This is a genomic window from Duganella sp. BJB1802 (assembly GCF_013369445.1).
Taxonomy (GTDB): Bacteria; Pseudomonadota; Gammaproteobacteria; order Burkholderiales; family Burkholderiaceae_D; genus Rugamonas; species Rugamonas vulcania_A.
In genome coordinates this window covers 405164-430530 of the sequence record NZ_JABWEF010000002.1, presented here as the reverse complement: position 1 = coordinate 430530, position 25367 = coordinate 405164, and the positions used below count along the sequence as shown (strand labels likewise).

Genomic DNA, 25367 nt, shown 5'->3' with positions numbered 1-25367 from the left:
GGGCGTGGCTAGCCTCCGGCCTGCGCGATCGTGTCGGGCAGGCGCGCGGCTGCGCGCACGGGACGCAAAAGTGCGGCCGTGTTAAACGTAACGGAAAAAGCGGATCAGGCGGAGAAAGGGGCTACGCCGGGCGGCGCGTGCGAGGGCGGGGTGAGGAAGTCGATCCGGCGGGCCCGGATGGAATGCTGCGGGACGAGGGCGGGCAGGGAGACCAGCATCGCCACCGGCACCACCGCAACCGCCGGCGGCGGAACACCGGCCGGCATGTGCGCGACTGCGCAAGCCGCGCAATCGTTTTGGGTGTCGGTATAGGCGTGCTTGTGCGAGCTCGCCCCGATCAGCTGCAGCGACAGGAACACCAGCACGAACAGCATCAGGACGCGCTGGATGCGCGTTTGCCGATGCGAGGTGCCTACGGAGAGTGTATGTGTTTGCATGCGCGGATTTTACAGGGCTTCCGCAAGATACGCCAATGACATTCTCGTCATGCGGTCAATGCCGGCTGGCGGAGCCTTCGCCCACCAGGCCGCGTCGCGTGGCCAGCACCACCGCGTGGGTGCGCGCGGTGGCGCCCAGTTTATCGAACAGGCCCTTGACGTGGGTCTTGACGGTGCCGACGCCGATTCCCAGTTCGCGCGCGATGGACTTGTTGCACTGGCCTTGCGCCAGCAATTGCAGCACATCGGTCTCGCGGCTGGTCAGGTTGATGCGGGTGAAGCTGTCGGCCACGCAGCGGCTCAGGTCCGCGCTCAGGTAGCGCATGCCTCGGCTCAGCGTGCGTACCGCCGTCAGCAGCTGGTCGGCGGCGCAGTTCTGCAGCAGATAGCCGTGGATGCCGGCCATCATCGCGCTGCGCACTTCCCATTCGCGCTCCATCTGGGTCACGATCAGCACGCGCGCCTGCGGCTCGCCGTGCTGCGGCGCGTTGGCCCGCTGGCGCATGTGTTCCAGTGCGCCCTTGTAATCGAGGATGATGACGTCCGCCGTTGCCGCTTGGGTCTCGGCCAGCTGCATGTCGCATTCCGCGCCGAGCAGCGCGGCAAGGCCGGCGCTGACGATGGCGTCGCCGTGCGCGATCAGCACGCGCACCTTGCTGTCATGGTTGTCGATGGCGCCGCCGGCCGCCATGCCATTGCCGCTGTGAGCGGCGTGTGACCAGTTCCTGGTATCCAGTCGCATCTCGTTTCTCCCCAAATGATTCCGTTGTCGGTTGCTGTCCTACGGCAGAAGAGTAAACTGGATTAACGATTTCACCACGCCCCGATCCGGGGTGCGTCCGCTAACCCGATAGGGTGATGGTTGAAGCGGCGCGTTTGTGGCATGCTGCCGGGTTCCGGTACGACCAGTGAGAACGCGATGACAACGGCCCAAACAACGCCGATTACCGTGCTAAGCGTCGACGATCACCCCATGCTCAGGGAGGGCATCGCCAGCGTGATCGCCGCCGAGGGGGACATGCGGCTGGTCGCCGAAGCCTGCAACGGCCTGCAGGCCATCGAGTGCTATCGCAGGCTGCGGCCCGATGTCACGCTGATGGACATTCAGATGCCGGACATGAACGGCATCGACGCCACCATCGCCATCCGCGCCGAATTCCCCGACGCGCGCATCGTCGTACTGACCACCTACGAGGGCGACGCCCTGGCGCGGCGCGCGATCGCCGCCGGCGCCGCCGGTTATCTGTTGAAAAGCCTGCTGCGCAAGGAGCTGCTGGCGACCGTGCGCAACGTGCACGAAGGCCGCCGCTGCATACCGGCGGCGGTGGCCAACTGCATCGCCCAGCACTGGCACGAGAGCGCGTTGAGCAAGCGCGAGGTGGAGGTGCTGCAGCTGGTGGCCGCGGGCCAGAGCAACAAGCGTATCGGCGTGCACCTGGCGATTTCGGAGGAAACCGTCAAGGTGCACATGAAGAGCATCCTGGCCAAGCTCAATGCCAGCGACCGCACCCACGCGGTGACGCGGGCGATCGAGCGCGGCATCATCGACCTGCATGCCTGCGGCCAGGTTGGCGGGCCTTACTGACCCGTATCTATCTCCAAAGGATGAGGAAACGGCGATCAATACCGGTGATGGCAAAAGCGGCGCGGATCTCTAGACTGGAACCATGTTGTTTCACCCTTATCTGAGGAAATCCCATGTCCAAAATGTATATCGTGTCGCTGGCCGTAGGCCTGCTGGTTGGATTAATCTATGGCTTCCTGAACGTGCGTTCGCCGGCGCCGCCGGTGGTGGCGCTGGTTGGCCTGTTGGGTATCCTGCTCGGCGAGCAGCTGCCGCCGCTGCTGCGCCAGCTGTGGCAGCCCGAGGCCAAGCAGGTCTCGTGGATCGAGGACCACGTCAAGCCGCATTGCTTCGGCCAGCTGCCGTCCGCGCAGAAGAATGATGAAACCAAGGGGAACGCATAATGAATCCAGACCTGATCCTGCACCGCGGCCTGTTCACCACGCTGGACCGCTCCAATCCCCACGCGGAGGCGGTCGCCATCAAGGACGGCCGCTTCACGCACGTGGGCCGCGCCAACGAGATCATGGCGCTGGCCGGTCCGCACACCAAGATCATCGACCTGCAAGGCAAGCGCGTGCTGCCAGGCCTGATCGACAACCACCTGCACATCATCCGCGGCGGCCTGAATTTCAACCTGGAGCTGCGCTGGGACGGCGTGCGCAGCCTGGCCGACGCCATGGGCATGCTGAAGGCGCAGGTGGCGATCACGCCGGCGCCGCAATGGGTGCGCGTGGTGGGCGGCTTCACCGAACATCAATTCGTCGAGAAGCGCCTGCCGACCATCGAGGAACTGAACGCGGTGGCGCCGGATACGCCGGTGTTCATCCTGCACCTGTACGACCGCGCGCTGCTCAACGGCGCCGCGCTGCGTGCAGTCGGCTACACCAAGGACACGCCGGAACCGCACGGCGGCCAGATCCTGCGCGACGGCGCCGGCAATCCCACCGGCCTGCTGCTGGCCAAGCCGAATGCGGCCATCCTGTATTCGACGCTGGCCAAGGGCCCCAAGCTGCCGCTCGAATACCAGGTCAACTCGACGCGCCATTTCATGCGCGAACTCAATCGCCTCGGCGTGACCGGCGCCATCGACGCCGGCGGCGGCTTCCAGAATTATCCCGAAGACTACCAGGTGATCCAGCAGCTGGCGGACGCCAAGCAGCTGACGATACGCCTGGCCTACAACCTGTTCACGCAAAAGCCGGCGCATGAGAAGGAAGACTTCCTGAACTGGACGCAGAGCGTCAAGTACCAGCAGGGCGACGACTACTTCCGCCACAACGGCGCCGGCGAGATGCTGACCTTCTCGGCGGCCGACTTCGAGGACTTCCGCCAGCCGCGCCCCGACATGCCGGAGACCATGGAGGACGACCTGGAAGGCGTGGTGCGCGTGCTGGCGCAGAACCGCTGGCCGTGGCGCATGCACGCGACCTACGACGAAACCATCAGCCGCGCGCTGGACGTGTTCGAGCGCGTCAACCAGGACATCCCGCTGACGGGACTGAACTGGTTCTTCGACCACGCCGAGACCATCTCCGACCAGTCGATCGACCGCATCGCCGCGCTGGGTGGCGGCGTCGCCGTGCAGCACCGCATGGCCTATCAGGGCGAATACTTCGTCGAGCGCTACGGCCACGGCGCGGCCGAGGCCACGCCGCCGGTCAAGAAAATCCTGGAGGCGGGCGTGAAGGTCTCGGCCGGCACCGACGCCACCCGCGTGGCCTCGTACAACCCGTGGGTGTCGCTGTCGTGGCTCATCACCGGCAAGACCGTGGGCGGCATGCAGATGTACCCGCGCGCCAATTGCCTGGACCGCGAGACCGCGCTGCGCATGTGGACCGAGAACACCACCTGGTTCTCGAATGAGGTGGGCAAGAAGGGCCGCATCGAAGCGGGCCAGCTGGCCGACCTGATCGTGCCGGACAAGGACTTCTATGCCTGCGCCGAAAGCGAGATCGCCGACATGACGTCGCGCCTGACCATCGTCGGCGGCAAGATCGTCTACGCGGCGGGCGAATTCGCCAGCCACGACGAGGCGCCGCCGCCGGCCATGCCGGATTGGTCGCCGGTGCGCCGCTTCGGCGGCTACGCCGGCTGGGGGGAACAGATCGGCAACAACCGCGCCGCGCTGAAGGAGCTGGAGCAGCGCAAGCGCCAGCAACAGCAGCTGCGCCAGCAGCAGGCCGCGTGCGGCTGCGCCAACCAGTGCAACGTCCACGGACACCAGCACGCCAGCGCGTGGGCCAGCAAGCTGCCCACGTCGGACCTGAAGAGCTTCTGGGGCGCGCTGGGCTGCGCCTGCTGGGCGGTGTGATGGAGGCGTTGTTCAAACCACTGCGCGCGCCGTGGCTGCGCTGGATCTGCCTGTTGCTGATCTGCGCCGCCTATCTGCAGGGCGGCATCAATAAGCTGATGGACTTCCAGTCGGCCATCGGCGAGATGCATCACTTCGGCCTGTCGCCGGCCGGCCCGATGGCCGCGCTGGTGATCGCCGGCGAGTTGGGCGCGTCGCTGATGATCCTGACCGGCTACCACCGCTGGCTGGGCGCTGGCTACCTGGCCGCGTTCACCTTGATGGCCACCTTCGTCGCCAACCGTTTCTGGGAAGTCGCGGGACCGGAGCGCTTCATGATGGCCAACGGCTTCTTCGAGCACCTGGGCCTGGCCGGCGCCTTCCTGCTGGTGGCCTGGCACGACATCCAGAAGAAGGAAGCCTGATGCAGCGCGGCGATACCAAACAAAGCATGACGCTGGGCTTCCTGGCCGGCTACGTGGACACGCTGGGCTTCATCGGCCTGTTCGGATTGTTCACGGCCCACGTCACCGGCAACTTCGTGCTGCTCGGCCGCGCGATGGCGCGGCCGGCGCAGGACATCTGGCTCAAGCTGCTGGTGTTCCCGGTGTTCGTGCTGGCGGTGGCGCTGGCGCGGCTGCTGATCCTGCGCTGGGAACGCGCCGGCAGCCGCCAGCTGCGCAACAGCTTCCTGCTGCAGACGGCGCTGATGGCGGGCAGCGTCGCCAGCGCGTGGGCGGGCGCGCCCATCGAAGCGCCCGAGGCGCCGCTGACGCTGTTGACCGGCATGCTGTGCGCCGCCGCGATGGCGGTGCAGAACGCCTACGGCAAGCTGTTATTGGGGAAGGTGGCCGCCACCACCGTCATGACCGGCAACGTGACGCAATTGGTGATCGACCTGGTGGACACGCTGCGCGGCGACGCCGAAGCGCGTGGGCGCCTGAAGAAGCTGGCCTGGCCGGTGCTGGCGTTCGCGGTGGGATGCATCAGCGGGGCGCTGGCCTTCATGCAGGCCGGGTTCAACGGCCTGCTGCTGCCTTGCGCGCTGCTGCTTTGGCTGGCCTGCACGGCCGCCGATTGACGGCCGCTAGATCGACATGATGCCGCGCTTGAGGGCGATCGTTACCGCGTGGGTGCGATCGTTCGCGGCCAGCTTGGCCAGCACATTCTTCATGTGCGCCTTCACCGTCTCTTCGGAGATCGACAACTGCTCGGCGATGCGGCGGTTGGACTGGCCGTTGGCCGCGTGACTCAGCACCTCCGTCTCGCGCGCGCTCAACGGCCCCTGGCCCATGTGCTGGGCCAGTTCCATCGCGATCTCCGGCGGGATGCGGCGCTGCCCCTGGTGCACGCCGCGTATGGTGTCGAGCAAATCCTTGCGCAAGGTACTCTTCAACAAAAAGCCGGCGGCGCCGCCCTGCACGGCGCGCAGGATCTGCACGTCGCCCTTGTAGGTGGTGAGCATGACCACGCGCGCCGAGGGATGCGCCGCGCGGATCGCCTCCAGCGCGGTGACGCCGCACATGCCCGGCATGACGATGTCCATGATGACGACGTCCGGCCGCAGCGCCTCGTACTGTTCGACCGCCTCGTGGCCGTTGCAGGCCTCGCCGGCCACGCGCATGTCGTCCTGGCTGGCGATGGCTTCGCCCAACCCCATGCGCAGCAAGGGGTGGTCGTCAACGACCAGCACGTCGATGGGGCGAGGGATGAGACTCTGTTCCATGCTGCCCAGTTTAACGCAGCTGGGTATAGTTGGTCGCCACCCACACATAGGCCTTGCCGTTGCTGCGCAGGTGGCCCAGGCCGGGGAAGGGCAGGTGGGCCGCGCCGATCAGCGTGCCGTCCTTGGCGGCGGCGGTGAAGAACTGGTGGCGGGCGGCGGCGGCGGCCTTCGGATCGCTGTCGAAACCGATGGTCACCTCGGGATGGTCGAACTGCACCGCGCCGGCGTGGATCAGGTCACCCACCAGCAGCAGCTTCTTGCCCTTGCTCTCCACCAGATAGCTGATGTGGCCCGGCGTGTGGCCGTAGCTGGCGACCGCGCGGATGCCCGGCGTGATCTCGGTGGCGCCGTCGAACGGCTGCAGGTGCTGGCTGGCGGCGTATGGACCCACCGACGCCATCGCGCCCTGGAAGAAGCCCTTGTTGTCGGCCGGCGCCTTGTCCATGTTGGCCTGGCTGAGCCAGTAGTCGGTGTCGTGACGGTCGGCGCGCACGGTGGCGTTGGGGAAGGCCGCCTGGCCGTTGGCCGCGAGGCCGCCGACGTGGTCCGGGTGCATGTGGGTGATCAGCACTTCGTCGACCTGTTCCGGCTGATAGCCCGAGGCTTTCAGGTTGGCCAGCAGCTTGCCCAGCGTCGGCCCGAACAGATTGCCGGCGCCGGTGTCGATCAGCACCAGCTTCGTGCCGGTGTTGACCAGGTAGCCGGTCACCGAGGTTTCCAGCGGGCTGGCCAGATAGGCGCGTGCCAGTTCCTGGTCGGTCTTGGCCTGCGGCTGGTGCAGCAGCTTGTTCATCGGCAGGTCGACGGTGCCGTCGCTGATGGCGGTGACTTCAAAGTCGCCCAGCATCACGCGGAAGAAGCCGGGAGCGTTGGTGCCGGCCAGCGGTGCGGCGGCGAAGGCGGGGGCGCTGGCGGCGAAGACCAGGGCGGCGGCAAGCGGGCTGAGTTTGCTGATGAATTGCATTATTGTTCCTTTTGTTGAATTTACTAAACGCAGTATGCATCTTTGCAAAAAACGGCACAATATAGATTAATGCAAATTAATTTTGCGTGATATGCAAAGATTGGAGGCGTGATGATAGACGGATTGAGGTGCCTGTTGGCGGTGGTGGAGCAGGGCAGCCTGTCGCGCGCGGCGGTGGAGTTGAAGATGGCGGTGTCGTCGGTGTCGCGCAAGCTCGATGCGCTGGAGGCCGAGGTGGGCTCGCGCCTGCTGTTGCGCAGCTCGCGGCAAATGCTGCTGACCGACGCCGGCGAACGCTTCCTGCCGCGCGCACGCAACATCCTGGCCGAGCTGGCCGAGGGCAAGGCCGACGTGCGGGAGCTCGACAGCGAACCGCGCGGCCTGCTGACCGTGACCGCGCCGGCCGCGTTCGGGCGGCTGCACGTGGCGCCGGCCGTCGCCGATTTTCTGCGGCACTGCCCGCTGCTGGAGGTCGATCTGCACGTCAGCGACGATATCGTCGACCTGTCCGCGCGCCGGGTCGACGTGGCGGTGCGCGCCGGCGTGCTGCCCGACAGCGGCCTGGTGGCGACCCGGCTGGCGGTGCAAAACCGCGTGGTCAGCGCCAGCCCGGCCTATCTGGAGCGCCACGGCTGGCCGAAAACGCCGATGGACCTGCTCAACCACCAATGCCTGACCGTGACCGGACGCACCGCGCCGCGCGGTTGGTGGCGTTTCGAGGGGGTGAACCAGAACCAGCCGCTCGCCGTCAAGGGCAAGCTGCGCTGCGACGACACCGACACGCTGCTGCACGCGGCCATCGGCGGCGCCGGCCTGGTGCACCTGGCGAACTGGCTGGTGAGCGACGCCATCGTGGCGGGCCAGCTGGTGCCGGTGTTCCCGATGGCGCCGGTGCAGCGGGGCGCGGCGTCGGGCCGGCGCGAGCCGCACGAGTCGGCGGTGCACGCGGTGCACATGCCGGGCCGCTCCAACCAGGTCAAGGCCCAGCTGCTGATACGTCATTTGAAGGAGTATTTCGGCGATCCGCCGTATTGGGATCTTGCGATGGAAGCTGCCGGGGCGGGCGAGCGCCGCGCCCCGTGAGGTGGGATTAGTCCCAGTCGCCGCCGCCACCGCCGCCGCTATCGCCGCCGCTGCTGCCGCCGTCGTCCCAGCCGCCGCTGACGCCAAAGTCGTTGCCGCCCATGTCGTCGCGGCGCAGCAGTTCATCGCGTGACGGATCGTCGTAGACGATGTCGTTGCGTGGCTGGTCGCGGTTGCCGGAATCGTGATTGCCGCCGGTGAACTGGCGTGCGATCGCCTCGCCGGCCACGATGCCCGCGCCCACCGCCGCGCCGGTCGCCAGGCCGCCCATGATGCGCGAACCCATGCCGCTACCTTGCGGCTGGCCGTAGCCCGGCTGCGGATAGCCCTGTTGCGGGTAGGCGCCGGGCGCATAGCCGGGAGCCGCGCCGCCGCCGGGATTGAAGCCGGCCGGATTGTTGTAGCTGTCGGTCTGCTGGTTACGGCGCGACATGAAGCGCGTCGCCAGCCAGATGAAGCCCAGCAGGCCGCCACCCAGGATCAGGATGGTGCCCCAGGGGATGCCGCTGCTCTGCGGTGCGCCGTAGTTGCCATTGCTGTAGCCGGCGTTGCTGCGGGCCGGCTGCTGCTGCGAGTAGTTGGCGCGCGGCTTCTGGCCGTCGGCCAGCAGCGTGCGCAGCTTGGTTAGCGCGGCGGGGTCCACTTTCGGCAGGCCGGGCGACAGGCGTTCGGCTGTGGCCAGTTCTGCCTGCGCGGCGGCGAACTTGCCTTGCTTTGCTAGCAGTTCGGCTTCCACGAAGTGCGCGGTGCCGCTCTTCGGGTGGGCCTTCAGGACCTGGTCCATCAGCGCTTGTGCGTCGGTGTACTTGCCTGCTTCAGCGGCGACATACACATCGTGTATCGTGGGTTCGGCCGCAAACGCCGGCACCGCCAGCGCCAGGGCGCTGGCCAGCAGGGTCATACGTGCGAAAGATTTTGCCGTCATGTCAGATCTCCTTGTAGGGACAGGCTCGATATGGTGGCAGTTTACGCCATTTTCAAGTCTTGGGCAGTACGTTGGCTAACCGATATCGATGGCGCGCCCAGTGCGGCCAGCACCGAGTCGGCGATGATGTCGGCGGTCGCTGCCGATAAAGTCCAGCCCAGGTGGCCGTGGCCGGTATTGTAGAACACCGTGGGCGCCTTGCCCCGGCCCACGCGCGGGACCAGGTTGGGCATCATCGGCCGCAGGCCGGCCCAGGGCGTCGCCTCGCGCGTGGAGACGCCTGGGAAGCACTGCCGCACCCAGTCGAGCAGCGGCGCGATGCGGTCGGCGCGGATGTCGCGGTTGTAGCCGTTGAATTCCGCCGTGCCGGCCACGCGCAGGCGGTCCGCGCCGAGGCGGCTGGCGACCAGCTTGGTGGCGTCGTCCACCAGGCTGACGTTGGGCGCGGCGGCTTGGCTGGCGGCGTCGTTCAGGTGGACGGTGATCGAGTAGCCCTTGACCGGGTAGACGTTGACGCGGTCGCCCAGCATGGCCGCGATCTCGCGGCTGGCGGTGCCGGCGCAGACCACCACCGCGTCGTAGCGTTGAATGTCGTCGGTATCGCCGTGCGTGACGGTGATGTCCGCGCCGGCGGCGTCGGCGCGGACCCTGGTCACGTGCTGGTCGAAGCGCAGGTCCACGCCCAGGCGCTGCGCCGCTTGCGCCAGGCCGGTGGTGAACTTGTGGATGTCGCCGGAGCTGTCGCTCTCGGTGTAATGGCCGCCGTGGAACTGGCCGGTCAATGTGGGTTCGATGGCGCGCATCTCGTCCGGCGTGACGGCGCGGCGCGGCAGGCCGCCTTGCGCCAGCAGCTTCGAGACCTCGGCCGCGTGTTCGAAGTCGGCGCGGTCGCGGTGGATGTGCAGGATGCCTTCGCGCTTGAGGTCGAAGTCTATGCCTTCCTCCTCGGCCCAGCCGAACAGATGCCGGCGCGCGGCCACGGCCAGTTTGGCGGTGGCGATGGTGTTGTCGCGATAGTGGGGAATGGCGGCGATGAACTCCGCGAACCACGACAGCTTATGCCAGCTGGGTTTCGGATTGACCAGCAGCGGCGCGTCGTTCCTCAGCATCCACTTCAGGCCCTTGACGACGGTGTCCCTGTGATTCCATGCCTCGGCGTTGGAGGCGGACAGCTGGCCGCCGTTGGCGAAGGAAGTCTCCATCGCCGCATAGCGATGGCGTTCCAGCAGCGTGACGGCGAAGCCGCGCCTGGCAAGCGCGTAGGCGGTGGTGACGCCGGTGATGCCGCCGCCAATGATGGCTATGGTTTTCATCCAGATGTATAAATTTTCCCGCGTAGAGGCGAGAGTTTATCATCTAAAGGTCGTCCAGGCCCTTGCCCTTGAGGATATGCGGCACACATTTAGCCACGCGCGACTCGCGGGTCTTGGCCTGTTTGGCCGAGGAGAAGTGGAGCAGGTAGCCGCGTTGCCGGCCCGGCGTCAGCGCGGCGAAGGCTTCCTGCAGCTCGGGGGATTCCTCCAGCTGGTTCAGGAATTCCTCAGGCATGGCGAATTCGGCGGTCTTCTTGAATGCCACTTGCGCGCCGGACCGCTCCACCTTGATGGCTTCGCGGATGTAGGACTTCAAGGTCGACGCCATCTTGGCGATCTCGTCGGCGCTGGTGAAGCGAATCTGGCGGCCGGCCTGCACGTTCTCGGTTTGCTGGATCAGGATGGATTTGGGATCCTGCATCAAGGCGCCCTTGAAGAACAGCAGCGCGCAGTATTCCTTGAAGCCGTGCATTAGCACGATGTTCTGATCGTCGAGCGTGTAGCAGGGATGGCCCCATTTGAAGTCCTCGGCCAGGTCGCAGTCGAGGGCGATGGCGCGCAACTTCTTGAATGCGTCCTGCCATGTGCCTGGCTTGCCGACGTAGGCATCAACCCTGGGATTCAAAGTCTTCTCTGTCATGGTGCGCCTCGATGGAATCAACAGTGGCAAAAAAATAATTATACCCGGCCCGCTGGCGCGACTGCGCAGGGTACTAAAGGGCGTGTTCGGCCGGCCGGGTGGAGTAGAATCAAAGCAACGTCGCGAACGCGCGGCCAATTCTTTCGACGAAGATGGGGACACGATGAACACACTGTTGCGTAATTCGCTGGGCGCCGTATGCTGTTTGACCCTGTTGAGCGCGGCGCCGGCCGGCGCGGCCGAGCACGGCAGCGAGAAGGAGGCGCAGGAGATGGTGAAAAAGGCCGTCGCGCTGGTTAAGTCGGCCGGGCCGGAGAGCGCCTACAAGGCTTTCACCGAACATCCGGACGGCGCCTTCAAGGACCGCGACCTGTATGTGTTCGTCTATGATTTCGGCGGCATCTGCCTGGCGCAGGGCGCCAATCCCAAGATGGTGGGCAAGAACCTGGCCGCCATCAAGGATGTCGACGGCAATCCATTCATCCAGGGGATGATCGACATGGTCAAGAGCACATCGCGTGGCTGGTACGGTCCCTACAAATTCACCAATCCGAACAGCCAGGGCTATGAATTGAAACGCTCGTATTGCGAGCGCGGCGCGGGGGACACCATGGTCTGTGTCGGCACGTATTTCGTCAAATAGGCGGCCGCGCCGCCGCCCTATTTGAGCAGCGACATCAGCAGGGACGAGATGCTGCCGCTGTCCCGTAGCATGGCGCTGCCGGTCTTCATCAGCAATTGATCGCTGGCCATCTCGGCGCTTTCTTGCGCGAAATCGGTGTCCATGATGCGGCCGGTCGCCTGGATGGTATTGGCGCTCATATTGGCCAGATTGCTGTCCGAATGGCTCAGGCGATTGGTCGTGGCGCCCAGGCTGGAGCGCACTGTGGCGACGGCGTCCAGCGCCTGGCTCAGTTTGTCGATGGAGGCGGAGGCCGCCGACGCGATGACGAGGTCGGTGCCGCTGCCTTTGACCGAGATGCCGAAGGTGTCGTACGTGGTCGAGGCAGCGTGCAGGGCGGTGTGCATATTGCTCAGCAAGGGCGTCAGGTTATAGACCAGCACCTCGCTGGCGGAGGCGCCAATCTGGAACGAGACCGTGCGGGAAAACGTGCCGTCGACCGCCGCCGCCGTGGCCACTGCGGCGGCGTAGTCCTGGGCGTCGGTGGAGGCGATCGCGGCGATGCTGGCGGTATCGGCCGCCGTGGCGGCCGCACCCGAAGTGCTGGCGACGGCCGCTTGCGTGGCCAGCGTCGGTCCGGCGGCGTTGGCGGCGACGGCGGCGTTGTAGGCGGCCACGGCGGCGGCGTGCGCGGCGGCCGTGTTGGCCGCGTTGGCCACCGCGTTGGCGGTCGCCGTCACCACCCCCGCCCGCTCCGCCGCCGTGTCGCCTAGCAGCAGCTTGCTGCCGCCGAAGGTGGTCGCGCTGGAAATATTGCTCAACTCATGACTGAGCGCCGTGTATTCGGCCTGCATCGCGACGCGGTCGCCGGACGTGGCCGAGGCGTCGGCGGCCTGGGTGGCCAAGTCCTTCATGCGGATCAGGATGGCGCTGCTCTCGTCGAGCGCGCCGTCGGCCGTCTGCAGGATCGAGATGGCCTTCTGGATATTGCTCCGCGCCGCCGCCATGCCATGGGACTGCGAGGTCAGCCGGGTGGCGATCTGCAGGCCGGCCGCGTCGTCGCGGGCCGAGTTGACGCGGAAGCCGCTGCCCAGTCGCGTCATGGCGATCGCTGTCCTGCCCTCCATGTGGAACAGGGCGTTTTGTGCGGACAGCGAGGCGGCGTTGGTGCGTATGCTCAGCATGCGGCGATAGATGCGGTGTCAGGCCCGTCCCTGTGTATCCCGGACGAGGACGGGGCAAATGCGACGGTCGCGACCCGGTCTTCGTCTTGTCCAGGACGAAGTTCGACTTTACCACTTTGTGCTCTCGCTTGGGGCGATCATATACCTCTACGGAAAAATTCCCTCGGCGCGCGGCAACAGACAAGGCGGCTGCAGGGGCGAAAACGCGCCGGTGACAAAGTGTGAATCTTTTCAGACTGGCAAGATGCTACTCTGCGTCGCGGTGGCCGGTACGGCCAGCGATGCCCATTGCCCATTCGCTAGGCAGACAGCTAGGGCAATGACAAATCGATAGACCACTATTAGGCAGGTATTGATGCTCAGAAATATACTTCGCAACACGCTTGTCGCCTGTGTTTTCACTTTGAGCATGGCCACAGCCCAAGCCGACACACAGGCGGTCGACTGGAACCACGAATTTGATGCGGGCTCCCGCATCAGCCTCAAACAGCTCAGTCCCATACAAGTCGACAACCTCGCCATCGCCGCCAAGGTCTGGGGATTCTTGAAGTACCACCATCCCTCCGTGGTCGGTGGGCAGCACCAGTGGGACTACGAACTGCTGAGAATACTGCCGGTGGTTCTGGCGGCACCCGATCGCGGCAGTGCCGATGGCATTCTGCACGGATGGATCGCGAAACTAGAACCGATCGCGGAATGTAATCCTTGCGCCAAACTGGACAAGCAGGACTTCCAATTGTTGCCGAATCTGGAGTGGTTGAACGATACGCATCTGCTCAGCGCGGAGCTCAGGAACGATCTGAACAGGATCTACTTGAATCGTAGCAGCGCGAAAACGCAGTCCTACATTTCCTTGGTGCCCCAAATAAGCAATCCCATATTCGACAAGGAAGCCGAGTATAAAGCGCTGATTTTTCCGGATGCCGGCTTCCAGCTGCTCGCCTTGTTCCGGTTCTGGAATATTGTCGAGTATTGGGCGCCATACCGCGAAGAGATCGGCGAAAACTGGGACAACGTACTACGGGAGTCCATCATCCCTGTGGCCCTGGCAAAAGATCGCCCAGCCTATGAATTGGCGATGATGGCCGTCATTGCGCGCATCAACGATACTCACGCCAATTTATGGAGTTCGCTTCAGGTGCGCCCACCGGTGGGGGCATGCCAGCTGCCGCTCCGGATCCGCTTCGTGGAAGGGGGGGCGGCGGTCACCGGCTACACGAACGAAGAAGCTGGCGCGGCAACTGGGCTACGCCCAGGCGATATCATCGAAGCGATCGATGACGTCCCGGTTTCCCGGCTTGTCGATTCCTGGCGGCCTTATTACGCGGCCTCGAATGAGCCGACTCGCTTGCGAGATGTGGCTGAAAACATGACCGTCGGCGATTGCGGGATCGCGCGACTGAAGGTGCGGCAAGGCGATGGCTTAAGGGAGATGTCGGTCTCCCGGCCACCGCGAGCCGCGTCCAAGGCGCGGCTAACCCATGACAAAGCGGGCGAAACCTTCCAGCTTCTTGGTGAGGACATCGCGTATATCAAACTGTCGTCCGTCAAGCGCGACAATATTCCGGACTACATGGAGCGCGCCGCGCATACCAAGGGCTTGATCATCGATATCCGGAACTACCCGTCGGACTTCATGCCTTTTGTCCTCGGTCCGTATTTCATCGATAAGCCAACCAAGTTTGTGCGATTCACGGCGGGGGATCTCTCCAATCCGGGTGGCTTCAAATGGGGGGCTGAGCTCACGATTGCGCCGAAGGCGGCCCATTATCCAGGCAAGGTGATGATACTGGTCGACGAGAAGTCACAGAGCCAGTCCGAATACACGGCAATGGCCTTGCGGGTGGGGGCACGCGCCAAGGTGGTCGGGAGCACGACGGCCGGCGCCGATGGCAACGTGTCCTCGATTCCCTTGCCTGGAGGCTTAAGGACCATGATCAGCGGTATCGGCGTGTTCTATCCCGATAAGCGGCCCACCCAGCGTGTCGGGATCATTCCCGACATCGAGGTCAAGCCGACCATCAAGGGACTACGTGCGATGCGCGACGAAGTGCTGGATGCCGCGATCGCCGAAATACAGCGGGAATAAGGGCCGCAGTTCTATCGCGCGCCGTTGATGTAGCGGTCCACCACGGTCGGCAGCACGGTCAGCGGCACGCCGCAGCTTTGCACCAGCGCGTCGTTGAAGGCGGCCAGGTCGAACCTGCCGCCCAGCGCGGCCTTGGCGCGCTCGCGCTGGCGCAGGATTTCGTTGTGGCCCATCTTGTAGCCGCACGCCTGCCCCGGCGACACGCAATAGCGGTCGATCTCGCTGGTCATCGCCTGCAGGCCGCGCCCCGTATTCTCGACCAGGAAGCGGATCGCCTGCTGGCGCGTCCACTTCATCGCGTGGATGCCGGTATCGACCACCAGCCGGCACGCACGGAACTGCTGCGCCTGGAGATAGCCGATCTCGCTGAACGGATCGTTGGCGTACAGGCCGAATTCGTCGACCAGCTGTTCCGCATACAACGCCCAGCCTTCGACGAAAGCGTTGAAGCCCATCAGCGATGCGATCAGCGGCAGCTCGTCGTGATGCTCGGCCAGGTAGGCACCCTGGAAGGCGTGGCCCGGCAAGCCTTCGTGCGCGGTCAGCGTGGCCAGCTCGGACTTCGGCCACAGCGTGGTCGATTTCAGGTTGATGTAGTAGATCGCCGGGCGTGAGCCGTCCAGCGAGGCGAAGTTCATATAGCCCAGCGCCGCGCCGGCCTCGATATCGGCCGGCACGCGCTTGACCTGCAGCGGCACCTTCAAATCCATGTGCGAGATCTTCGGCATCAGCGCGCGCACGGCCTGGATGCGCTCATTGCAGTAGGCGATCAGCTGTTCGCGGCCCTGGTCGTTGTCGGCGTAGAAGCGCTTCGGATCCTTGGCCAGCGCCGTCAGGCGCGCGCCCACCGTGCCATGCGTGATGCCCTGCGCCTTGAGGATGGTGTCGATGCGCGCCTGCAGCTGCTTGTTCTGTTCCAGGCCGATCGCGTGGATCTCCTTGGCGCTATGACTGGTCGAGGTGCCCAGCTTGAGCGCCCATTCATAGTACGCGGCGCCGTCGGGCAGGTGGTGCACGCCGGCGACGTCGGTCGCCTTGGCGGTGGCCTTGGCGAAGGCGGCGATCTGCCGGTCCAGCGCCGGATAGACCATGCCCTCGACCAGCTTGGCCGCGCGCGCGGTCCAGTCGCCGGCGATGCCCAGTTTCTCGGTGCGTTCGCCGATCGACGTCACCAGCTTTTGCGCGGCGACGGCGGTCTTGCGGTAGTCCTTCAACTGCCCCAGCGCGGTGCGGGCGATGAAGTCCGGCGGCATGACGCCGTGGCCGGCCTGTTCGACGATGCGGGCGGTCTCCTGGTCCAGCATGCGCGCCATGCCGGCCACGCGTTCCAGGTAGGCCTCGGCATCGGCGGCGTTGGAGATCTGGTGCTGCGAGTCGAGGAATTCGGGGATGCGGGTCAGCGCGCCGTCCTGCTGCGTGACGGGGAAGGGCGAGGTGCCGCCAAAGAAGCCGCTGGCGGCGCCGCCGAACGGGAAGCGCAAGCCCGCCACGCCTTCGCCGGCGGCATAGCGCACCGTGTCGTAGCGCAGTTGCGCGTCGGCGCCGAGGGCCGCGCGGTCCAGCGCGGACAGGCGGCCCAGCATGGACTTGACCTGCGCGGCCCAGGCGGCATCGCCAACCGGCGACACATCTTCCAACTGCGCCTTCAGGCCGGCGCGCGCGTCCTTGTCCAGTCCCAGCGAGGTGGCACTGGTCGGCGCCAGCCGCAGAATCTCGTCGGCGAAGTTCTCCAGCAGCGTGGAGAACCTGGCGTCGGCCGGCGCGGCCTGCGCCAGCGCGAAGCCGGGCAGCGCGTTGACCGTGGCGGCGGACAGTGCGGACAACAGCAGTTGGCGGCGGGAGAAATTCTGGGGCTGGTGGTTCATGGCTTCCTTTATAGGCTGGCAAAGAATTCGTGCGGTGAAGACCTTAGCCTGATGCCGGGAAGCGTGTCAATCAATTTTGCGGTGGGCGAAGCGCAAGTGGTGGCGCGCCGCCACGTCGTGCAGGGTGTCGAGTTCCTGGCGCGGCATGGCCAGCGCCACGTGCATGTCCGGCCGGACCAGGTAGGCCGCGTCGCGCAGCAGGCCGGCGTCGGCGGCGGCCTCGGTCCATGGATAGACGTGCAGCGGCAGCGACAGCCCGCAGGCCGTGGCGTCCAGCGCGGGCGAGGCCGCGCCGTAGACGTGCAACTGCCACTCCAGCGATTGCAGCGCCTCGAAGTTGTCGCCGCCGTCGGCCTGCGGCACCCACGGCAGACGGTCGCCGCCGATCACGTCGCCGGCGCGGCCCGCGCTCAGGGGACTGTCGGGATAGTGGATCTGCACTTGCGACAAGGTCTTGAACGCCGTGCGGCGCGCGGCCGCAAAGCCGGCCAGCATGGGCAGCAGGTGCGGCACCAGCCAGTTGCGCAGCAGCTGCCCGCCGGCGCCTTGCGACACCACCAGCTGGAACACGCGGTCGGTGGTGGCCACCAGCTTGCGCGCGAAGACGATGCGTTCGGCCTGGTAGGTGTCGAGCAGGGCGGGATCGGCGCGGGCTTGCAGCACCTGGGCCAGTTTCCATGACAGGTTGACGGCGTCGCCGATGCCGGTGTTCATGCCCTGGCCGCCGGCGGGGCTGTGGACGTGGGCGGCATCGCCGCTCAGGAAGCAGCGGCCGGAGTGGAACTGCGACGCCACGCGATGGTGCACGCGGTAGGTGGAGAACCAGTTGACCTGTTCCACCTTGATGCCGAGCAGCGGCTCCAGCACAGGGCGGACGTCCTCGAACCCCGGCTCCGGCATGGCCTCCGCCTGCGGCGGCATGATGCCGATCAGGCGCTGCATGCCGCGCGAGCGCACCGGCAGCATCAGCGCGAAGGTGTTGGCGCCGATATGGCCGACCAGGTCGCGGTTTTCCGGGCCCGAGGTCTTGACGTCGGCCACGTAGTACAGATGGTCGTAGGTGCCGCCGGCGAAATCGAGCTTGAGCGATTCGCGCACGCGGCTATGGGCGCCGTCGCACCCGCACAGGTAGGCGCTGTTGCAGGCCACATGGGCGCCGTCCCGTTCCAGCATGGCGCGCACGCCCCATTCGTCCTGCGTGAACGACGCCAGCGCGGTGTTCCATTCGACCTCGACGCCGAGCGCCTTCAACTGCTCGACCAGGAAGCGTTCGTGGTCGTCCTGCGGGAAGGCCAGCACGAAGGGGTAGGGGCTGAGTCCCGCGCCGATGTCCTTGAACGGCAGCTCGATCACATCCTCGCCGCCCTCGCGCAGGTGGATGGCTTCGACCTTGATGCCGAGGTTGACGACGACATCGGCAAAGCCCAGCTGCCGGTAGAACTCCAGCGTGCGCGCATGCACCGCCATGGCGCGCGAAGCCTGGCCCGGGCCGCTGTTCTTGTCGATGATGCGCAGGGCAACGCCATGCCGAGCCAGGCGGATGGCGAGCACCAAGCCGGTGGGACCGGCGCCGACGATGAGGACTTGAGGGGCCATGTAATGAGTCTACATCCGCCGCCCGACGGGGCGCGTTCGATTGAATACGAGCTTAAGAAACGGCTGGTAAGATGCGAAACATTGTTTAACTTGCACCTATGCGCCATGACCGTTTCCGCCACTCGCCGTACCCTGTTGCTGGCGCTTGCCGTCGCTCCTTTCGCCAACGCCGCCGACCTGCTCGACAACGCGCCGTCATCCATGCCGCTGTCGGCGGCGGCGCTGTTGGCCAAGCTGGAGGCCGATTCGGGCGGCCGGCTGGGCGTGGCCGCGATGAACACGGCCGACGGCCGCCGCCTGCTGCATCGCGCCGATGAGCGCTTCCCGTTCTGCAGCACGTTCAAGATGATGCTGGCGGCGGCGGTGCTGGCCAAGGGGCCGGCGCTGCTGAAGAAGCGGGTGCGGTATTCGAAGGCCGACATGGTGACGTATTCGCCGGTCACCGAAAAGTATATCGGCCGGGGCATGACCGTCGCGGCGCTGTGCGAGGCCACCATCCAGACCAGCGACAACACGGCGGCCAACCTGCTGATGAAGCAGATCGGCGGGCCGGCCGCGGTGACGGCGTTCGCGCGCGCGATCGGCGACATGGAATTCCGCCTCGACCGCATGGAGACGGAGCTCAACACCGCGCTGCCCGGCGATCCGCGCGACACCACGACGCCGGCGTCGATGGTGGAGTCGCTGCACAAGCTGGTGCTGGGCGATGGCCTGGGCGCGGCGCAGCGCAAGCAGCTCAAGGACTGGATGCTGGGGACCACCACCGGCGACACCCGCATCCGCGCCGGCGTACCGGCCGGCAGCCAGGTGGCCGACAAAACCGGCACCGGCGACTACGGCACCACCAACGATATCGGCGTCATTTGGCAGCCGGGCAAGGCGCCGGTGGCGCTGGTGGTCTACTTCACCCAGCCGGGCAAGGATGACAAGGCGCGCAGCGAGATCATCGCCGAAGCGACCAGGATAGTCGTCGAGGCCTTCCGAGTCGGTTAAACTACGGCCTTACACTTTAAGGCCTGACCATGACGAACCAAAAACAAGCGCCTGCGGGCCGGGTAGCGAATCCCTTCCTGAACGCCGATTTCTACGCGCGCATGCGCGACTACACGGAGCGCGACGCGGCCTTTTCCAAGGAAGCGAAGGCGATCGGCGAAAGCGGCGCCGGCAAGCAGGGCACCGATGCGCGCCATGCGCCTTCGCTGCAGGTGCTGCGCGCCACGGTCAAGAAGGGCCTGACGCTGGAGGTCATGTTGAACCGCATCGTGCAGGGCGTGGAGTCCGGCCTGTGGGAGCCTTGGCTGGCGGCCTACGGCATCGAACTGCGCGGCGTGAACTACGCCAAGACCGGCGAGCGCAATGCGCGCCTGGCGATCGACATGAGCATGAGCTCCAAGGCGCATACGATATTTTCCGCCGCCGGTGTCGGCAACTGGCGCAGCCTGGTGGCCGAGGACTGCGCCCAGATCCAGATCGACAAGCCCACCGAGAAGACGCCGGCCAAGCTGACCGCCATCTTCTTCCTCGACGCTCCCGCCTAATTCCACTCCAGGTGGACCACGCTGTAGCCGCGCTGCTTGAGTAGCTTGAGCAGCGACGGCAGCGCCTTCGCGGTCGGCACGTTCACGTCGTGCATGAGAAGGATGCCGCCGCCGGTGGTGTCCAGGCTTTTGACCAGGCGCTCGACCAGGATCTCGGTGGTGTCCTCCGGCAGCCAGTCGTTGATGCCGAGGTCTATCGACATCACGGTGACGCCGGCGTCCTTGAGCGCGGCCAGCGTGGCTGGCGTCTCGGCCAGGTAAGGGAAGCGATAGGCCGGCGTGGCCTTGCCGAAGACGGTCTGGTAGGCCGCCCGCACTTGGCGCAGATCGGCCAGCTGCGCCGGTTCGCTCATCGTGGTCAGGTTTGTGTGCGTCTGGCTGTGCACTCCGGCCGAGTGGCCTTCCGCCACCACGCGCCGCGCCAGCTCGGGCGATTTCTCCAGATTGGTCCCGACCATGAAGAACGTGGCCCGCGCGCATTGGTCCTCAAGCGCCTTGAGCACCAGCGGCGTGGTTTCCGGCATCGGGCCGTCGTCGAAGGTCAGTACGATTTCGTTCTTTTGCAGCGGCAGCGGCGCGTGCTGCAGCGCGCCGTACAGCGCGGCCTCGCGCTTCAGCGTGATGGTGCGGGCGGTGCCCAGCTTATCGGGGCCGCAGTCGGCGGCGTTGGTCAGGCCGGCCAGCGTGACCAGCAAGCCTGCTATCGCGATTCTCATTGTGCTTGGTCCTGAAGTGGGAGTGCCAGCGAGGCTACCAGATTATTCGGCAGCATGGTGGACGCCGTGACCGTCGCCGGCACCGCAAGGTCCTCCGACCATTCGACAAGCTGTATGCCGTGGCATTTGAGCGTGGCCTCATGCCGGGTCCACGCCAGGACGAATGCGAGCGTGCTGTCGGCGGCGGGCGTGGCGGCCAGCGCGGCGCAGGCTTCCGGGCCGAGATAGTCGCGCGCCACGGCCTGCCAGTTGAAGACTTCATACACGCGCATCAGGTCGATGCCGACCGCGCCGTGCAGGTTGACCGCGGCGATCGAGCATCCGTCCTCGTGGCTGAAGGAGCAGCCGATATCGCTGTCATGCCCGTCCACGACGACTTTCAGGGGATGGCCCGGGAGCGAGTGGATGCCGAAGCTTGCCGCGGGCTTGCCGGTCAGCGCGGCCAGCACCTCGGATATCGCGCGCCGGATTTCAGCCCGCTGGTGCGCCCGGGGCATGTCGTGCGCGACCGTTATGTAGATCGCCACGACGCCGTCCTGCTGCGTCGGCACGGGTCCCGGCCAGGGATGGACGATCAGCTCCATCATCGCGCCGGCGCGGCGGGACAGCCGGCCCAGTAGCCATTGGCGGGAATCTGCTCGCCCTTCATCACCAGCGTCAGCGCGCCGAGGCGGGCGTTGTCGCCGACGACGGCGCTGTACAGCACCGCGCTGCGCGGTCCCATGTAGACGTTCTTGCCGATGGTGACGCGGTCGATCTTCATCACGCGGTCCTCGAACAGGTGGGTTTGCGGGCAGGTGAGCGCATTCAGTTCGCTGTGGTCGCCGATGTGGACGCAGTCGAATTCCGTGATGTCGGTGGTGTCGAGATAGACGCCCTTGCCGATGCGCGAACCGAGCATGTTGAACGCCAGCGGCAGCCACGGCGTGCCGCGCAGGTAGCGCATGAAGTTCGGCACGGCGATGCCTTCGTACAGGTTGGTCACGCCCTCGGACAGCCACACGAACGGCGTCCACATCGGCTCCGACTGTTTGCGGTAACGGCCGATCAGCAGCCATTTGAGCAGCACCACGAAGATGTAGTTGCCGATGCCGTAGCCCAGGCCCGCCAGGGTCAGGTCCCACGTCACCTCGGCCCAGCGGCCGGCGCCGGCGGCCGGCATCACCGCCAGCACCAGCGTGTAGCCGACCGCGATCACCAGCGCATGCGGCGCGACGATGCGGAACGCTTCGATCAGGCCGCGGCCCAGGCGGCGCATGGGCGACGGGTGGAAGGTCAGGTTCTCGGGATAGCCGCTGGTCTGCTCGCGCGCGGGCAGGTTGATCGGCGGGGAGCCCAGCCAGGTGTCGCCGCTTTTCATTTGCTCGTTGTCCGGCGCGCGCGAGTGCACGCCGATCAGTACATGCTCCGGCAGCACCGTGCCGTCCGGGATGTAGGCGCCGTTGCCGACGAAGCTGCGGTGCGAAATCACGGTCGGCTTCATGATCATCCAGCCGCCGTCGATCTCCTCGTCGCCCAGCATGACCGCGTCGGCGATGAAGGTTTCGTCGCCCAGGGTCAGCATGTCCGGCACCACGCCCAGCGCGGTGGAGATCTCGGCGTCCTTGCCGACCTTGGCGCCGAGCAGGCGATACCAGTACGGCGCGAACACGGTGGCGTAAATGCCGTGCAGGACGTTGAGGCTCGATTCCTGGATCTGGCTCACCAGCCACTTGGCGCAGTAGGTGTTGCTGTGGATGGCCGAGCGGCCCGGCTGCAGGCGTGGCAGCACGCTCCAGCGGATGCCGGCCGACAGCAGCGCCGTCAGCACGATCAGCACCGTGCTGGCGGGGAAGGCCAGCAGGAAGTAGCGCAGCAGCTGGACGCGCACGTCGTCGCCCTGGATCCACGGCAGCCATCCGGCTTCGTCGAACCAGTCGATCAGCACGAAGCTCGGGAACACCGGCATGAAGAACAGCGTGACGATCAGCAGGATGCCGAAGATGAAGAACAAGCCTTCACCCATGCGGCGCGCGGCGCTGGCTTGTGGGCGCGGCGGCAGGCGGGTGGTGTCGAAGGCGCCGGTGTCGCGCGCCGGCGAACCGGCCCACACGCGGCCGGCCGGCACGCGCATGCCGTCGCCCAGCGCTGACTGGCCTTCCAGGTGGCCCAGCGCTTCGATATGCGTATTGCCCTCCATGACGGCGAAGGAGCTGACGCAGGTGTCGTCTTCCAGCGTGATTTGGCCCAGCAGCAGGCGGCCGCGCTGCACACGGGCGTTCTCGAAGTTGACGGCGTTGCCGATGCTGACGTTGTCGCCGATGCTGAGCAGGTCCGGCGAGCGCAAGGTCATCGAGCCGATGATGACGTCCTTGCCCACCTTGGCGCCCAGCGCGCGCAGCCACCAGGCGTTGAGCGAGGAGCCGCTCAGCAGGTAGGCAGGCGCCGCCTCCACCAGTCGGTCGGCCAGCCACCAGCGATAGTAGGTGATGCCCCACAGCGGATAGTCGCCGGCCTGCAGGCGGCCGGCGATCAGCCATTTGCCGGCGATGGCGATGCAGAATTCGCCGATCGTCGCCAGCAGGAACACGCCGACCGAGGCGGCGATCGCGATCGCCACGGAGTCGCCAGGATCGCCGGTGAAGAAGTGATAGGTGAAGAACGGCGCCAGCCACTGCGCCATGCGCAGCGCCACCAGCGCCGGCATCGCGGCCACTTGCGCCACGCCGCAGGTCCAGCGCTTGAGCGAGGAGGGCGGCGTCCAGTCGGCCTCCGCCTCGGCGGCCTTGGGCGCGTCGGCCAGCACCAGGGCGATCTTGCCGACCTGGCGCTGCTGGTAGATGTCGCGCACGGTGATGTGGGCGAAGCGCGGATCGGCGCGCAGGGCCGAGGCCAGGCGCGCCGCGAAGAACGAGTGGCCGCCAAGGTCGGTGAAGAAGTCGGCCTGGCGCAGCACCGGCTGGCCGGGGAACAGCGTGGCCAGCGCGGCGAACAGCGCTTCCTCACCCGGGGTCTCGGGCAGGTCGGATTCCTCGTTGCCGCCGGCCGGCGGTGCGCTCAGCGGCATGGCCTTCAGCGCCTTGCGGTCGATTTTGCCGGAGGTCAGGCGCGGCATGGCTTCCTGCATTTCGTAGCGGCCGGGGACCATGTACGGCGGCAGCGTGGCGGCCAGGCTGGCGCGCAGTGTCCTGGCGTCCAGCGTGGCGCCGGCTTCCGGCACGATGTAGGCCACCAGCTGGTCGATGCCGTCGTCCTTGCGCAGCAAGACAGCGACCGTGCCGACGCCTTCCTGCTGCGCCAGCACGGCCTCGATCTCGCCGAGCTCCACGCGGAAGCCGCGTATCTTCACCTGGTCGTCGGCACGGCCCAGGCACAGCACCTCGCCGTCGGCGTCGATGCGGGCCAGGTCGCCGGTGCGGTACAGGCGGGCGTCGTGCTGGCCGCTGGACCATGGGTTGACCAGGAATTTTTCCGCCGTCAGGTCCGGTCGGCCAAGGTAGCCGGCCGCCAGGCCAGGGCCGGTGATGCACAGCTCACCGATCTCGCCGCGCGGCAGCAGGCGCAGCGCCGGTTCGTGCGGCGCCGCGGCCGCTTGTGCCAGCGGGTTGTCGGCGTCGATGCCGGCTGGCGCGTCGGGGCCCTGCGCCACGGCCGCGGCGGCGATGGCCGGTTCGGTGCTGGTGTCGATCACCAGCAGGCCGTAGTTGGGCAGCGGCGTGCCGATGGTGACCGGATGGCCCGGCTGCAGGCGCGCCAGGCTGGCCGACACCGTCGCCTCGGTCGGACCGTAGGTGTTGAACATCTGCCGGCCGGGGCGCGACCAACGCTCCACCAGCGATTCCGGACACATCTCGCCGCCCAGGTTGATCAGGCGCAGGCTGGGCACTTCCTGATTGAACAGCGCCAGCAGCGTGGGCACGGCGTGCAGCACCGTGACCCGGTTCTCGTCGAGCATGCGCGGCAGCGTTTCGGGGTCGCCGCTGATTTCCTTGGGGCCGATCCACAGCGTGGCGCCAACCAGGTAGGCGATCCAGATCTCTTCGAACGACATGTCGAAGGCCACCGAGAAGCCCTGATAGACCTTGTCCTGCGCGCTCACGCCGAGCACCGCGTTCTCGCTGCGCAGGAAGTGGCAGATGCTGCGCTGGGTGATCAGGATGCCTTTCGGCTTGCCGGTCGAGCCGGAGGTGTAGATGACGTAGGCCGGCACGTCGGGCGAGACGGCGGCGCGGCGCGACAGCGTGGCGCCGGCCGGCGGCGCGGCCAGCAGCGCCTCGGCGGTCCACACGGGACGGCCGATGTCCGCCAGGCGCGGCGCGAAGGCGGCGCAGGTCAGCACGCCGGCGCCGTCGGCGTCGTCCAGACACACTTGCAGGCGGTCGACCGGGATGTCCTCGTCGACCGGCAGCCAGGCCGCGCCGGCCTTGGCGATGCCCGCCTGCAGCACCAGCAGCTCGATGCCGCGCGGCAGCCACAGGCCGACGATCTGGCCCGGGCGCACGCCGGCGTCGATCAGGCGGGCCGCCACCAGGTCGGCCTGGGCGTTCAGTTCGCGGTAGCTGAGGCTGCGGGCGCCGAAGATCAGCGCGGTGTGGTCGGGGGTGCGGGCGGCGCTTGCTTCCAGCAGGTCCGCCAGGATTTCCTCGCGCAGCAACTCGCTTTGCGGTTTCCCGTAAAGAATGTCTGGATGCGATTGCGGAATGTGCGGTGTTACTGGGTCGTTCATGCTGAGACTTTATTTTGTGTTGGCGGGTGTCATTGTACGGTACGGATGTGCGTTCCAATAGAGGAAGAATGCAAGTTCCGCTGTCAGCCTTTACAATGGGAAATATA

General features: G+C 66.4%; 23 protein-coding genes. 10 read left to right on the top strand and 13 right to left on the bottom strand.

What is annotated here, in order from left to right:
- Positions 1–104: 104 nt before the first annotated feature.
- Both HUX88_RS05080 and HUX88_RS05075 read right to left on the bottom strand, forming a co-directional pair.
- Positions 105–437: a hypothetical protein gene (locus HUX88_RS05080; RefSeq protein ID WP_229219199.1), complete on the bottom strand. Its 333-nt coding sequence runs from the start codon at positions 435–437 to the stop codon at positions 105–107.
- A gap of 55 nt (positions 438–492) precedes the next feature.
- Entirely contained in the window at positions 493–1179 is a 687-nt protein-coding gene (locus HUX88_RS05075) for a response regulator transcription factor (protein ID WP_176361045.1), read from the bottom strand.
- A gap of 177 nt (positions 1180–1356) precedes the next feature.
- On the opposite strand from HUX88_RS05075, the gene HUX88_RS05070 reads away from it, so the two are divergent.
- The 5 genes from HUX88_RS05070 to HUX88_RS05050 all read left to right on the top strand — a co-directional run bounded on the left by HUX88_RS05070 (position 1357) and on the right by HUX88_RS05050 (position 5375).
- Positions 1357–2022 (top strand): response regulator transcription factor, encoded by a 666-nt coding sequence (locus HUX88_RS05070; RefSeq protein ID WP_176361044.1) that lies wholly within the window; start codon positions 1357–1359, stop codon positions 2020–2022.
- 113 nt (positions 2023–2135) lie between these two features.
- The gene (locus HUX88_RS05065; protein ID WP_117013781.1) at positions 2136–2405 is read left to right on the top strand and encodes a DUF1427 family protein; all 270 of its coding nucleotides are present in this window, start codon (positions 2136–2138) and stop codon (positions 2403–2405) included.
- The gene (locus HUX88_RS05060) at positions 2405–4315 is read left to right on the top strand and encodes an amidohydrolase (RefSeq protein ID WP_176361043.1); all 1911 of its coding nucleotides are present in this window, start codon (positions 2405–2407) and stop codon (positions 4313–4315) included. Before HUX88_RS05065 ends, HUX88_RS05060 begins: the two co-directional genes overlap by 1 nt.
- Complete coding sequence (locus HUX88_RS05055; RefSeq protein WP_117013783.1) at positions 4315–4719, top strand: DoxX family protein; 405 nt, start codon at positions 4315–4317, stop codon at positions 4717–4719. The genes HUX88_RS05060 and HUX88_RS05055 overlap by 1 nt, the downstream gene beginning before the upstream one ends.
- Entirely contained in the window at positions 4719–5375 is a 657-nt protein-coding gene (locus HUX88_RS05050) for a YoaK family protein (protein ID WP_176361042.1), read from the top strand. Before HUX88_RS05055 ends, HUX88_RS05050 begins: the two co-directional genes overlap by 1 nt.
- Positions 5376–5381: 6 nt before the next feature.
- Here the strand turns inward: HUX88_RS05050 and HUX88_RS05045 are convergent, their stop codons facing one another.
- Both HUX88_RS05045 and HUX88_RS05040 read right to left on the bottom strand, forming a co-directional pair.
- Positions 5382–6020: a response regulator transcription factor gene (locus HUX88_RS05045; protein ID WP_117013785.1), complete on the bottom strand. Its 639-nt coding sequence runs from the start codon at positions 6018–6020 to the stop codon at positions 5382–5384.
- Positions 6021–6030: 10 nt separating this feature from the next.
- Positions 6031–6984, bottom strand: a complete 954-nt coding sequence (locus HUX88_RS05040) for an MBL fold metallo-hydrolase (RefSeq protein WP_176361041.1) — start codon at positions 6982–6984, stop codon at positions 6031–6033.
- A gap of 111 nt (positions 6985–7095) precedes the next feature.
- Between HUX88_RS05040 and HUX88_RS05035 the strand changes: the two genes are divergently transcribed.
- Positions 7096–8067, top strand: a complete 972-nt coding sequence (locus tag HUX88_RS05035) for a LysR family transcriptional regulator (RefSeq protein ID WP_176361040.1) — start codon at positions 7096–7098, stop codon at positions 8065–8067.
- Between the two features lie 7 nt (positions 8068–8074).
- Here the strand turns inward: HUX88_RS05035 and HUX88_RS05030 are convergent, their stop codons facing one another.
- From HUX88_RS05030 to HUX88_RS05020, 3 genes are read right to left on the bottom strand one after another with little or no spacing between them, the layout of a single operon-like run.
- On the bottom strand, positions 8075–8992 hold the full coding sequence (locus HUX88_RS05030; protein WP_176361039.1) for a tetratricopeptide repeat protein: 918 nt from the start codon (positions 8990–8992) through the stop codon (positions 8075–8077).
- A 41-nt stretch (positions 8993–9033) separates the two neighbouring features.
- Positions 9034–10305: a D-amino acid dehydrogenase gene (locus HUX88_RS05025; protein ID WP_176361038.1), complete on the bottom strand. Its 1272-nt coding sequence runs from the start codon at positions 10303–10305 to the stop codon at positions 9034–9036.
- A gap of 43 nt (positions 10306–10348) precedes the next feature.
- Positions 10349–10945 (bottom strand): YdeI family protein, encoded by a 597-nt coding sequence (locus tag HUX88_RS05020; protein ID WP_176361037.1) that lies wholly within the window; start codon positions 10943–10945, stop codon positions 10349–10351.
- Between the two features lie 163 nt (positions 10946–11108).
- Here HUX88_RS05020 and HUX88_RS05015 point away from each other — a divergent pair, with 163 nt between their 5' ends.
- Positions 11109–11588: a cache domain-containing protein gene (locus HUX88_RS05015; RefSeq protein WP_117013791.1), complete on the top strand. Its 480-nt coding sequence runs from the start codon at positions 11109–11111 to the stop codon at positions 11586–11588.
- A 17-nt stretch (positions 11589–11605) separates the two neighbouring features.
- Here HUX88_RS05015 and HUX88_RS32930 read toward each other — a convergent pair whose 3' ends face one another.
- The gene (locus tag HUX88_RS32930) at positions 11606–12751 is read right to left on the bottom strand and encodes a flagellin (RefSeq protein WP_176361036.1); all 1146 of its coding nucleotides are present in this window, start codon (positions 12749–12751) and stop codon (positions 11606–11608) included.
- Positions 12752–13160: 409 nt separating this feature from the next.
- On the opposite strand from HUX88_RS32930, the gene HUX88_RS05005 reads away from it, so the two are divergent.
- Positions 13161–14840 carry a S41 family peptidase gene (locus tag HUX88_RS05005; protein WP_176361035.1) on the top strand — a complete coding sequence of 560 codons (1680 nt, stop codon included), beginning with the start codon at positions 13161–13163 and terminating at the stop codon, positions 14838–14840.
- An 11-nt stretch (positions 14841–14851) separates the two neighbouring features.
- Here the strand turns inward: HUX88_RS05005 and HUX88_RS05000 are convergent, their stop codons facing one another.
- Together HUX88_RS05000 and HUX88_RS04995 are read right to left on the bottom strand one after the other, a co-directional pair.
- Positions 14852–16705 carry a DUF885 family protein gene (locus tag HUX88_RS05000; protein ID WP_176361034.1) on the bottom strand — a complete coding sequence of 618 codons (1854 nt, stop codon included), beginning with the start codon at positions 16703–16705 and terminating at the stop codon, positions 14852–14854.
- Positions 16706–16771: 66 nt separating this feature from the next.
- A complete protein-coding gene (locus HUX88_RS04995; RefSeq protein WP_176361033.1) occupies positions 16772–18301 on the bottom strand; it encodes an FAD-dependent monooxygenase in 1530 nt (509 codons plus the stop codon).
- A gap of 105 nt (positions 18302–18406) precedes the next feature.
- Between HUX88_RS04995 and bla the strand changes: the two genes are divergently transcribed.
- Both bla and HUX88_RS04985 read left to right on the top strand, forming a co-directional pair.
- Entirely contained in the window at positions 18407–19294 is an 888-nt protein-coding gene (bla, locus tag HUX88_RS04990; RefSeq protein WP_176361032.1) for a class A beta-lactamase, read from the top strand.
- A 29-nt stretch (positions 19295–19323) separates the two neighbouring features.
- Positions 19324–19839 carry a hypothetical protein gene (locus tag HUX88_RS04985; RefSeq protein ID WP_117013797.1) on the top strand — a complete coding sequence of 172 codons (516 nt, stop codon included), beginning with the start codon at positions 19324–19326 and terminating at the stop codon, positions 19837–19839.
- On the opposite strand, the gene HUX88_RS04980 is transcribed toward HUX88_RS04985, so the two are convergent.
- The 3 genes from HUX88_RS04980 to HUX88_RS04970 are packed head-to-tail and all read right to left on the bottom strand — an operon-like array spanning position 19836 to position 25260.
- Positions 19836–20555, bottom strand: a complete 720-nt coding sequence (locus tag HUX88_RS04980; RefSeq protein ID WP_176361031.1) for a polysaccharide deacetylase family protein — start codon at positions 20553–20555, stop codon at positions 19836–19838. The two genes, HUX88_RS04985 and HUX88_RS04980, sit on opposite strands and share 4 nt — an antisense overlap.
- Entirely contained in the window at positions 20552–21139 is a 588-nt protein-coding gene (locus HUX88_RS04975; RefSeq protein ID WP_229219198.1) for a 4'-phosphopantetheinyl transferase superfamily protein, read from the bottom strand. Before HUX88_RS04975 ends, HUX88_RS04980 begins: the two co-directional genes overlap by 4 nt.
- A complete protein-coding gene (locus HUX88_RS04970; RefSeq protein WP_176361029.1) occupies positions 21139–25260 on the bottom strand; it encodes a Pls/PosA family non-ribosomal peptide synthetase in 4122 nt (1373 codons plus the stop codon). The genes HUX88_RS04975 and HUX88_RS04970 overlap by 1 nt, the downstream gene beginning before the upstream one ends.
- Between the last annotated feature and the right edge of the window lie 107 nt (positions 25261–25367).

Excerpts from the sequence above, each read along its gene's own strand:
- HUX88_RS05055 (WP_117013783.1), top strand. The coding sequence starts at position 4,315 with ATGGAGGCGTTGTTCAAACCACTGCGCGCGCCGTGGCTGCGCTGGATC.
- HUX88_RS05040 (WP_176361041.1), bottom strand. The coding sequence starts at position 6,984 with ATGCAATTCATCAGCAAACTCAGCCCGCTTGCCGCCGCCCTGGTCTTC.
- HUX88_RS05035 (WP_176361040.1), top strand. The coding sequence starts at position 7,096 with ATGATAGACGGATTGAGGTGCCTGTTGGCGGTGGTGGAGCAGGGCAGC.
- HUX88_RS05045 (WP_117013785.1), bottom strand. The coding sequence starts at position 6,020 with ATGGAACAGAGTCTCATCCCTCGCCCCATCGACGTGCTGGTCGTTGAC.
- HUX88_RS04995 (WP_176361033.1), bottom strand. The coding sequence starts at position 18,301 with ATGGCCCCTCAAGTCCTCATCGTCGGCGCCGGTCCCACCGGCTTGGTG.
- HUX88_RS05000 (WP_176361034.1), bottom strand. The coding sequence starts at position 16,705 with ATGAACCACCAGCCCCAGAATTTCTCCCGCCGCCAACTGCTGTTGTCC.
- HUX88_RS04985 (WP_117013797.1), top strand. The coding sequence starts at position 19,324 with ATGACGAACCAAAAACAAGCGCCTGCGGGCCGGGTAGCGAATCCCTTC.
- HUX88_RS05070 (WP_176361044.1), top strand. The coding sequence starts at position 1,357 with ATGACAACGGCCCAAACAACGCCGATTACCGTGCTAAGCGTCGACGAT.
- HUX88_RS04975 (WP_229219198.1), bottom strand. The coding sequence starts at position 21,139 with ATGGAGCTGATCGTCCATCCCTGGCCGGGACCCGTGCCGACGCAGCAG.
- HUX88_RS04970 (WP_176361029.1), bottom strand. The coding sequence starts at position 25,260 with ATGAACGACCCAGTAACACCGCACATTCCGCAATCGCATCCAGACATT.
- HUX88_RS05080 (WP_229219199.1), bottom strand. The coding sequence starts at position 437 with ATGCAAACACATACACTCTCCGTAGGCACCTCGCATCGGCAAACGCGC.
- HUX88_RS04980 (WP_176361031.1), bottom strand. The coding sequence starts at position 20,555 with ATGAGAATCGCGATAGCAGGCTTGCTGGTCACGCTGGCCGGCCTGACC.
- bla (WP_176361032.1), top strand. The coding sequence starts at position 18,407 with ATGACCGTTTCCGCCACTCGCCGTACCCTGTTGCTGGCGCTTGCCGTC.
- HUX88_RS05005 (WP_176361035.1), top strand. The coding sequence starts at position 13,161 with ATGGCCACAGCCCAAGCCGACACACAGGCGGTCGACTGGAACCACGAA.
- HUX88_RS32930 (WP_176361036.1), bottom strand. The coding sequence starts at position 12,751 with ATGCTGAGCATACGCACCAACGCCGCCTCGCTGTCCGCACAAAACGCC.
- HUX88_RS05020 (WP_176361037.1), bottom strand. The coding sequence starts at position 10,945 with ATGACAGAGAAGACTTTGAATCCCAGGGTTGATGCCTACGTCGGCAAG.
- HUX88_RS05075 (WP_176361045.1), bottom strand. The coding sequence starts at position 1,179 with ATGCGACTGGATACCAGGAACTGGTCACACGCCGCTCACAGCGGCAAT.
- HUX88_RS05025 (WP_176361038.1), bottom strand. The coding sequence starts at position 10,305 with ATGAAAACCATAGCCATCATTGGCGGCGGCATCACCGGCGTCACCACC.
- HUX88_RS05060 (WP_176361043.1), top strand. The coding sequence starts at position 2,405 with ATGAATCCAGACCTGATCCTGCACCGCGGCCTGTTCACCACGCTGGAC.
- HUX88_RS05050 (WP_176361042.1), top strand. The coding sequence starts at position 4,719 with ATGCAGCGCGGCGATACCAAACAAAGCATGACGCTGGGCTTCCTGGCC.
- HUX88_RS05065 (WP_117013781.1), top strand. The coding sequence starts at position 2,136 with ATGTCCAAAATGTATATCGTGTCGCTGGCCGTAGGCCTGCTGGTTGGA.
- HUX88_RS05015 (WP_117013791.1), top strand. The coding sequence starts at position 11,109 with ATGAACACACTGTTGCGTAATTCGCTGGGCGCCGTATGCTGTTTGACC.
- HUX88_RS05030 (WP_176361039.1), bottom strand. The coding sequence starts at position 8,992 with ATGACGGCAAAATCTTTCGCACGTATGACCCTGCTGGCCAGCGCCCTG.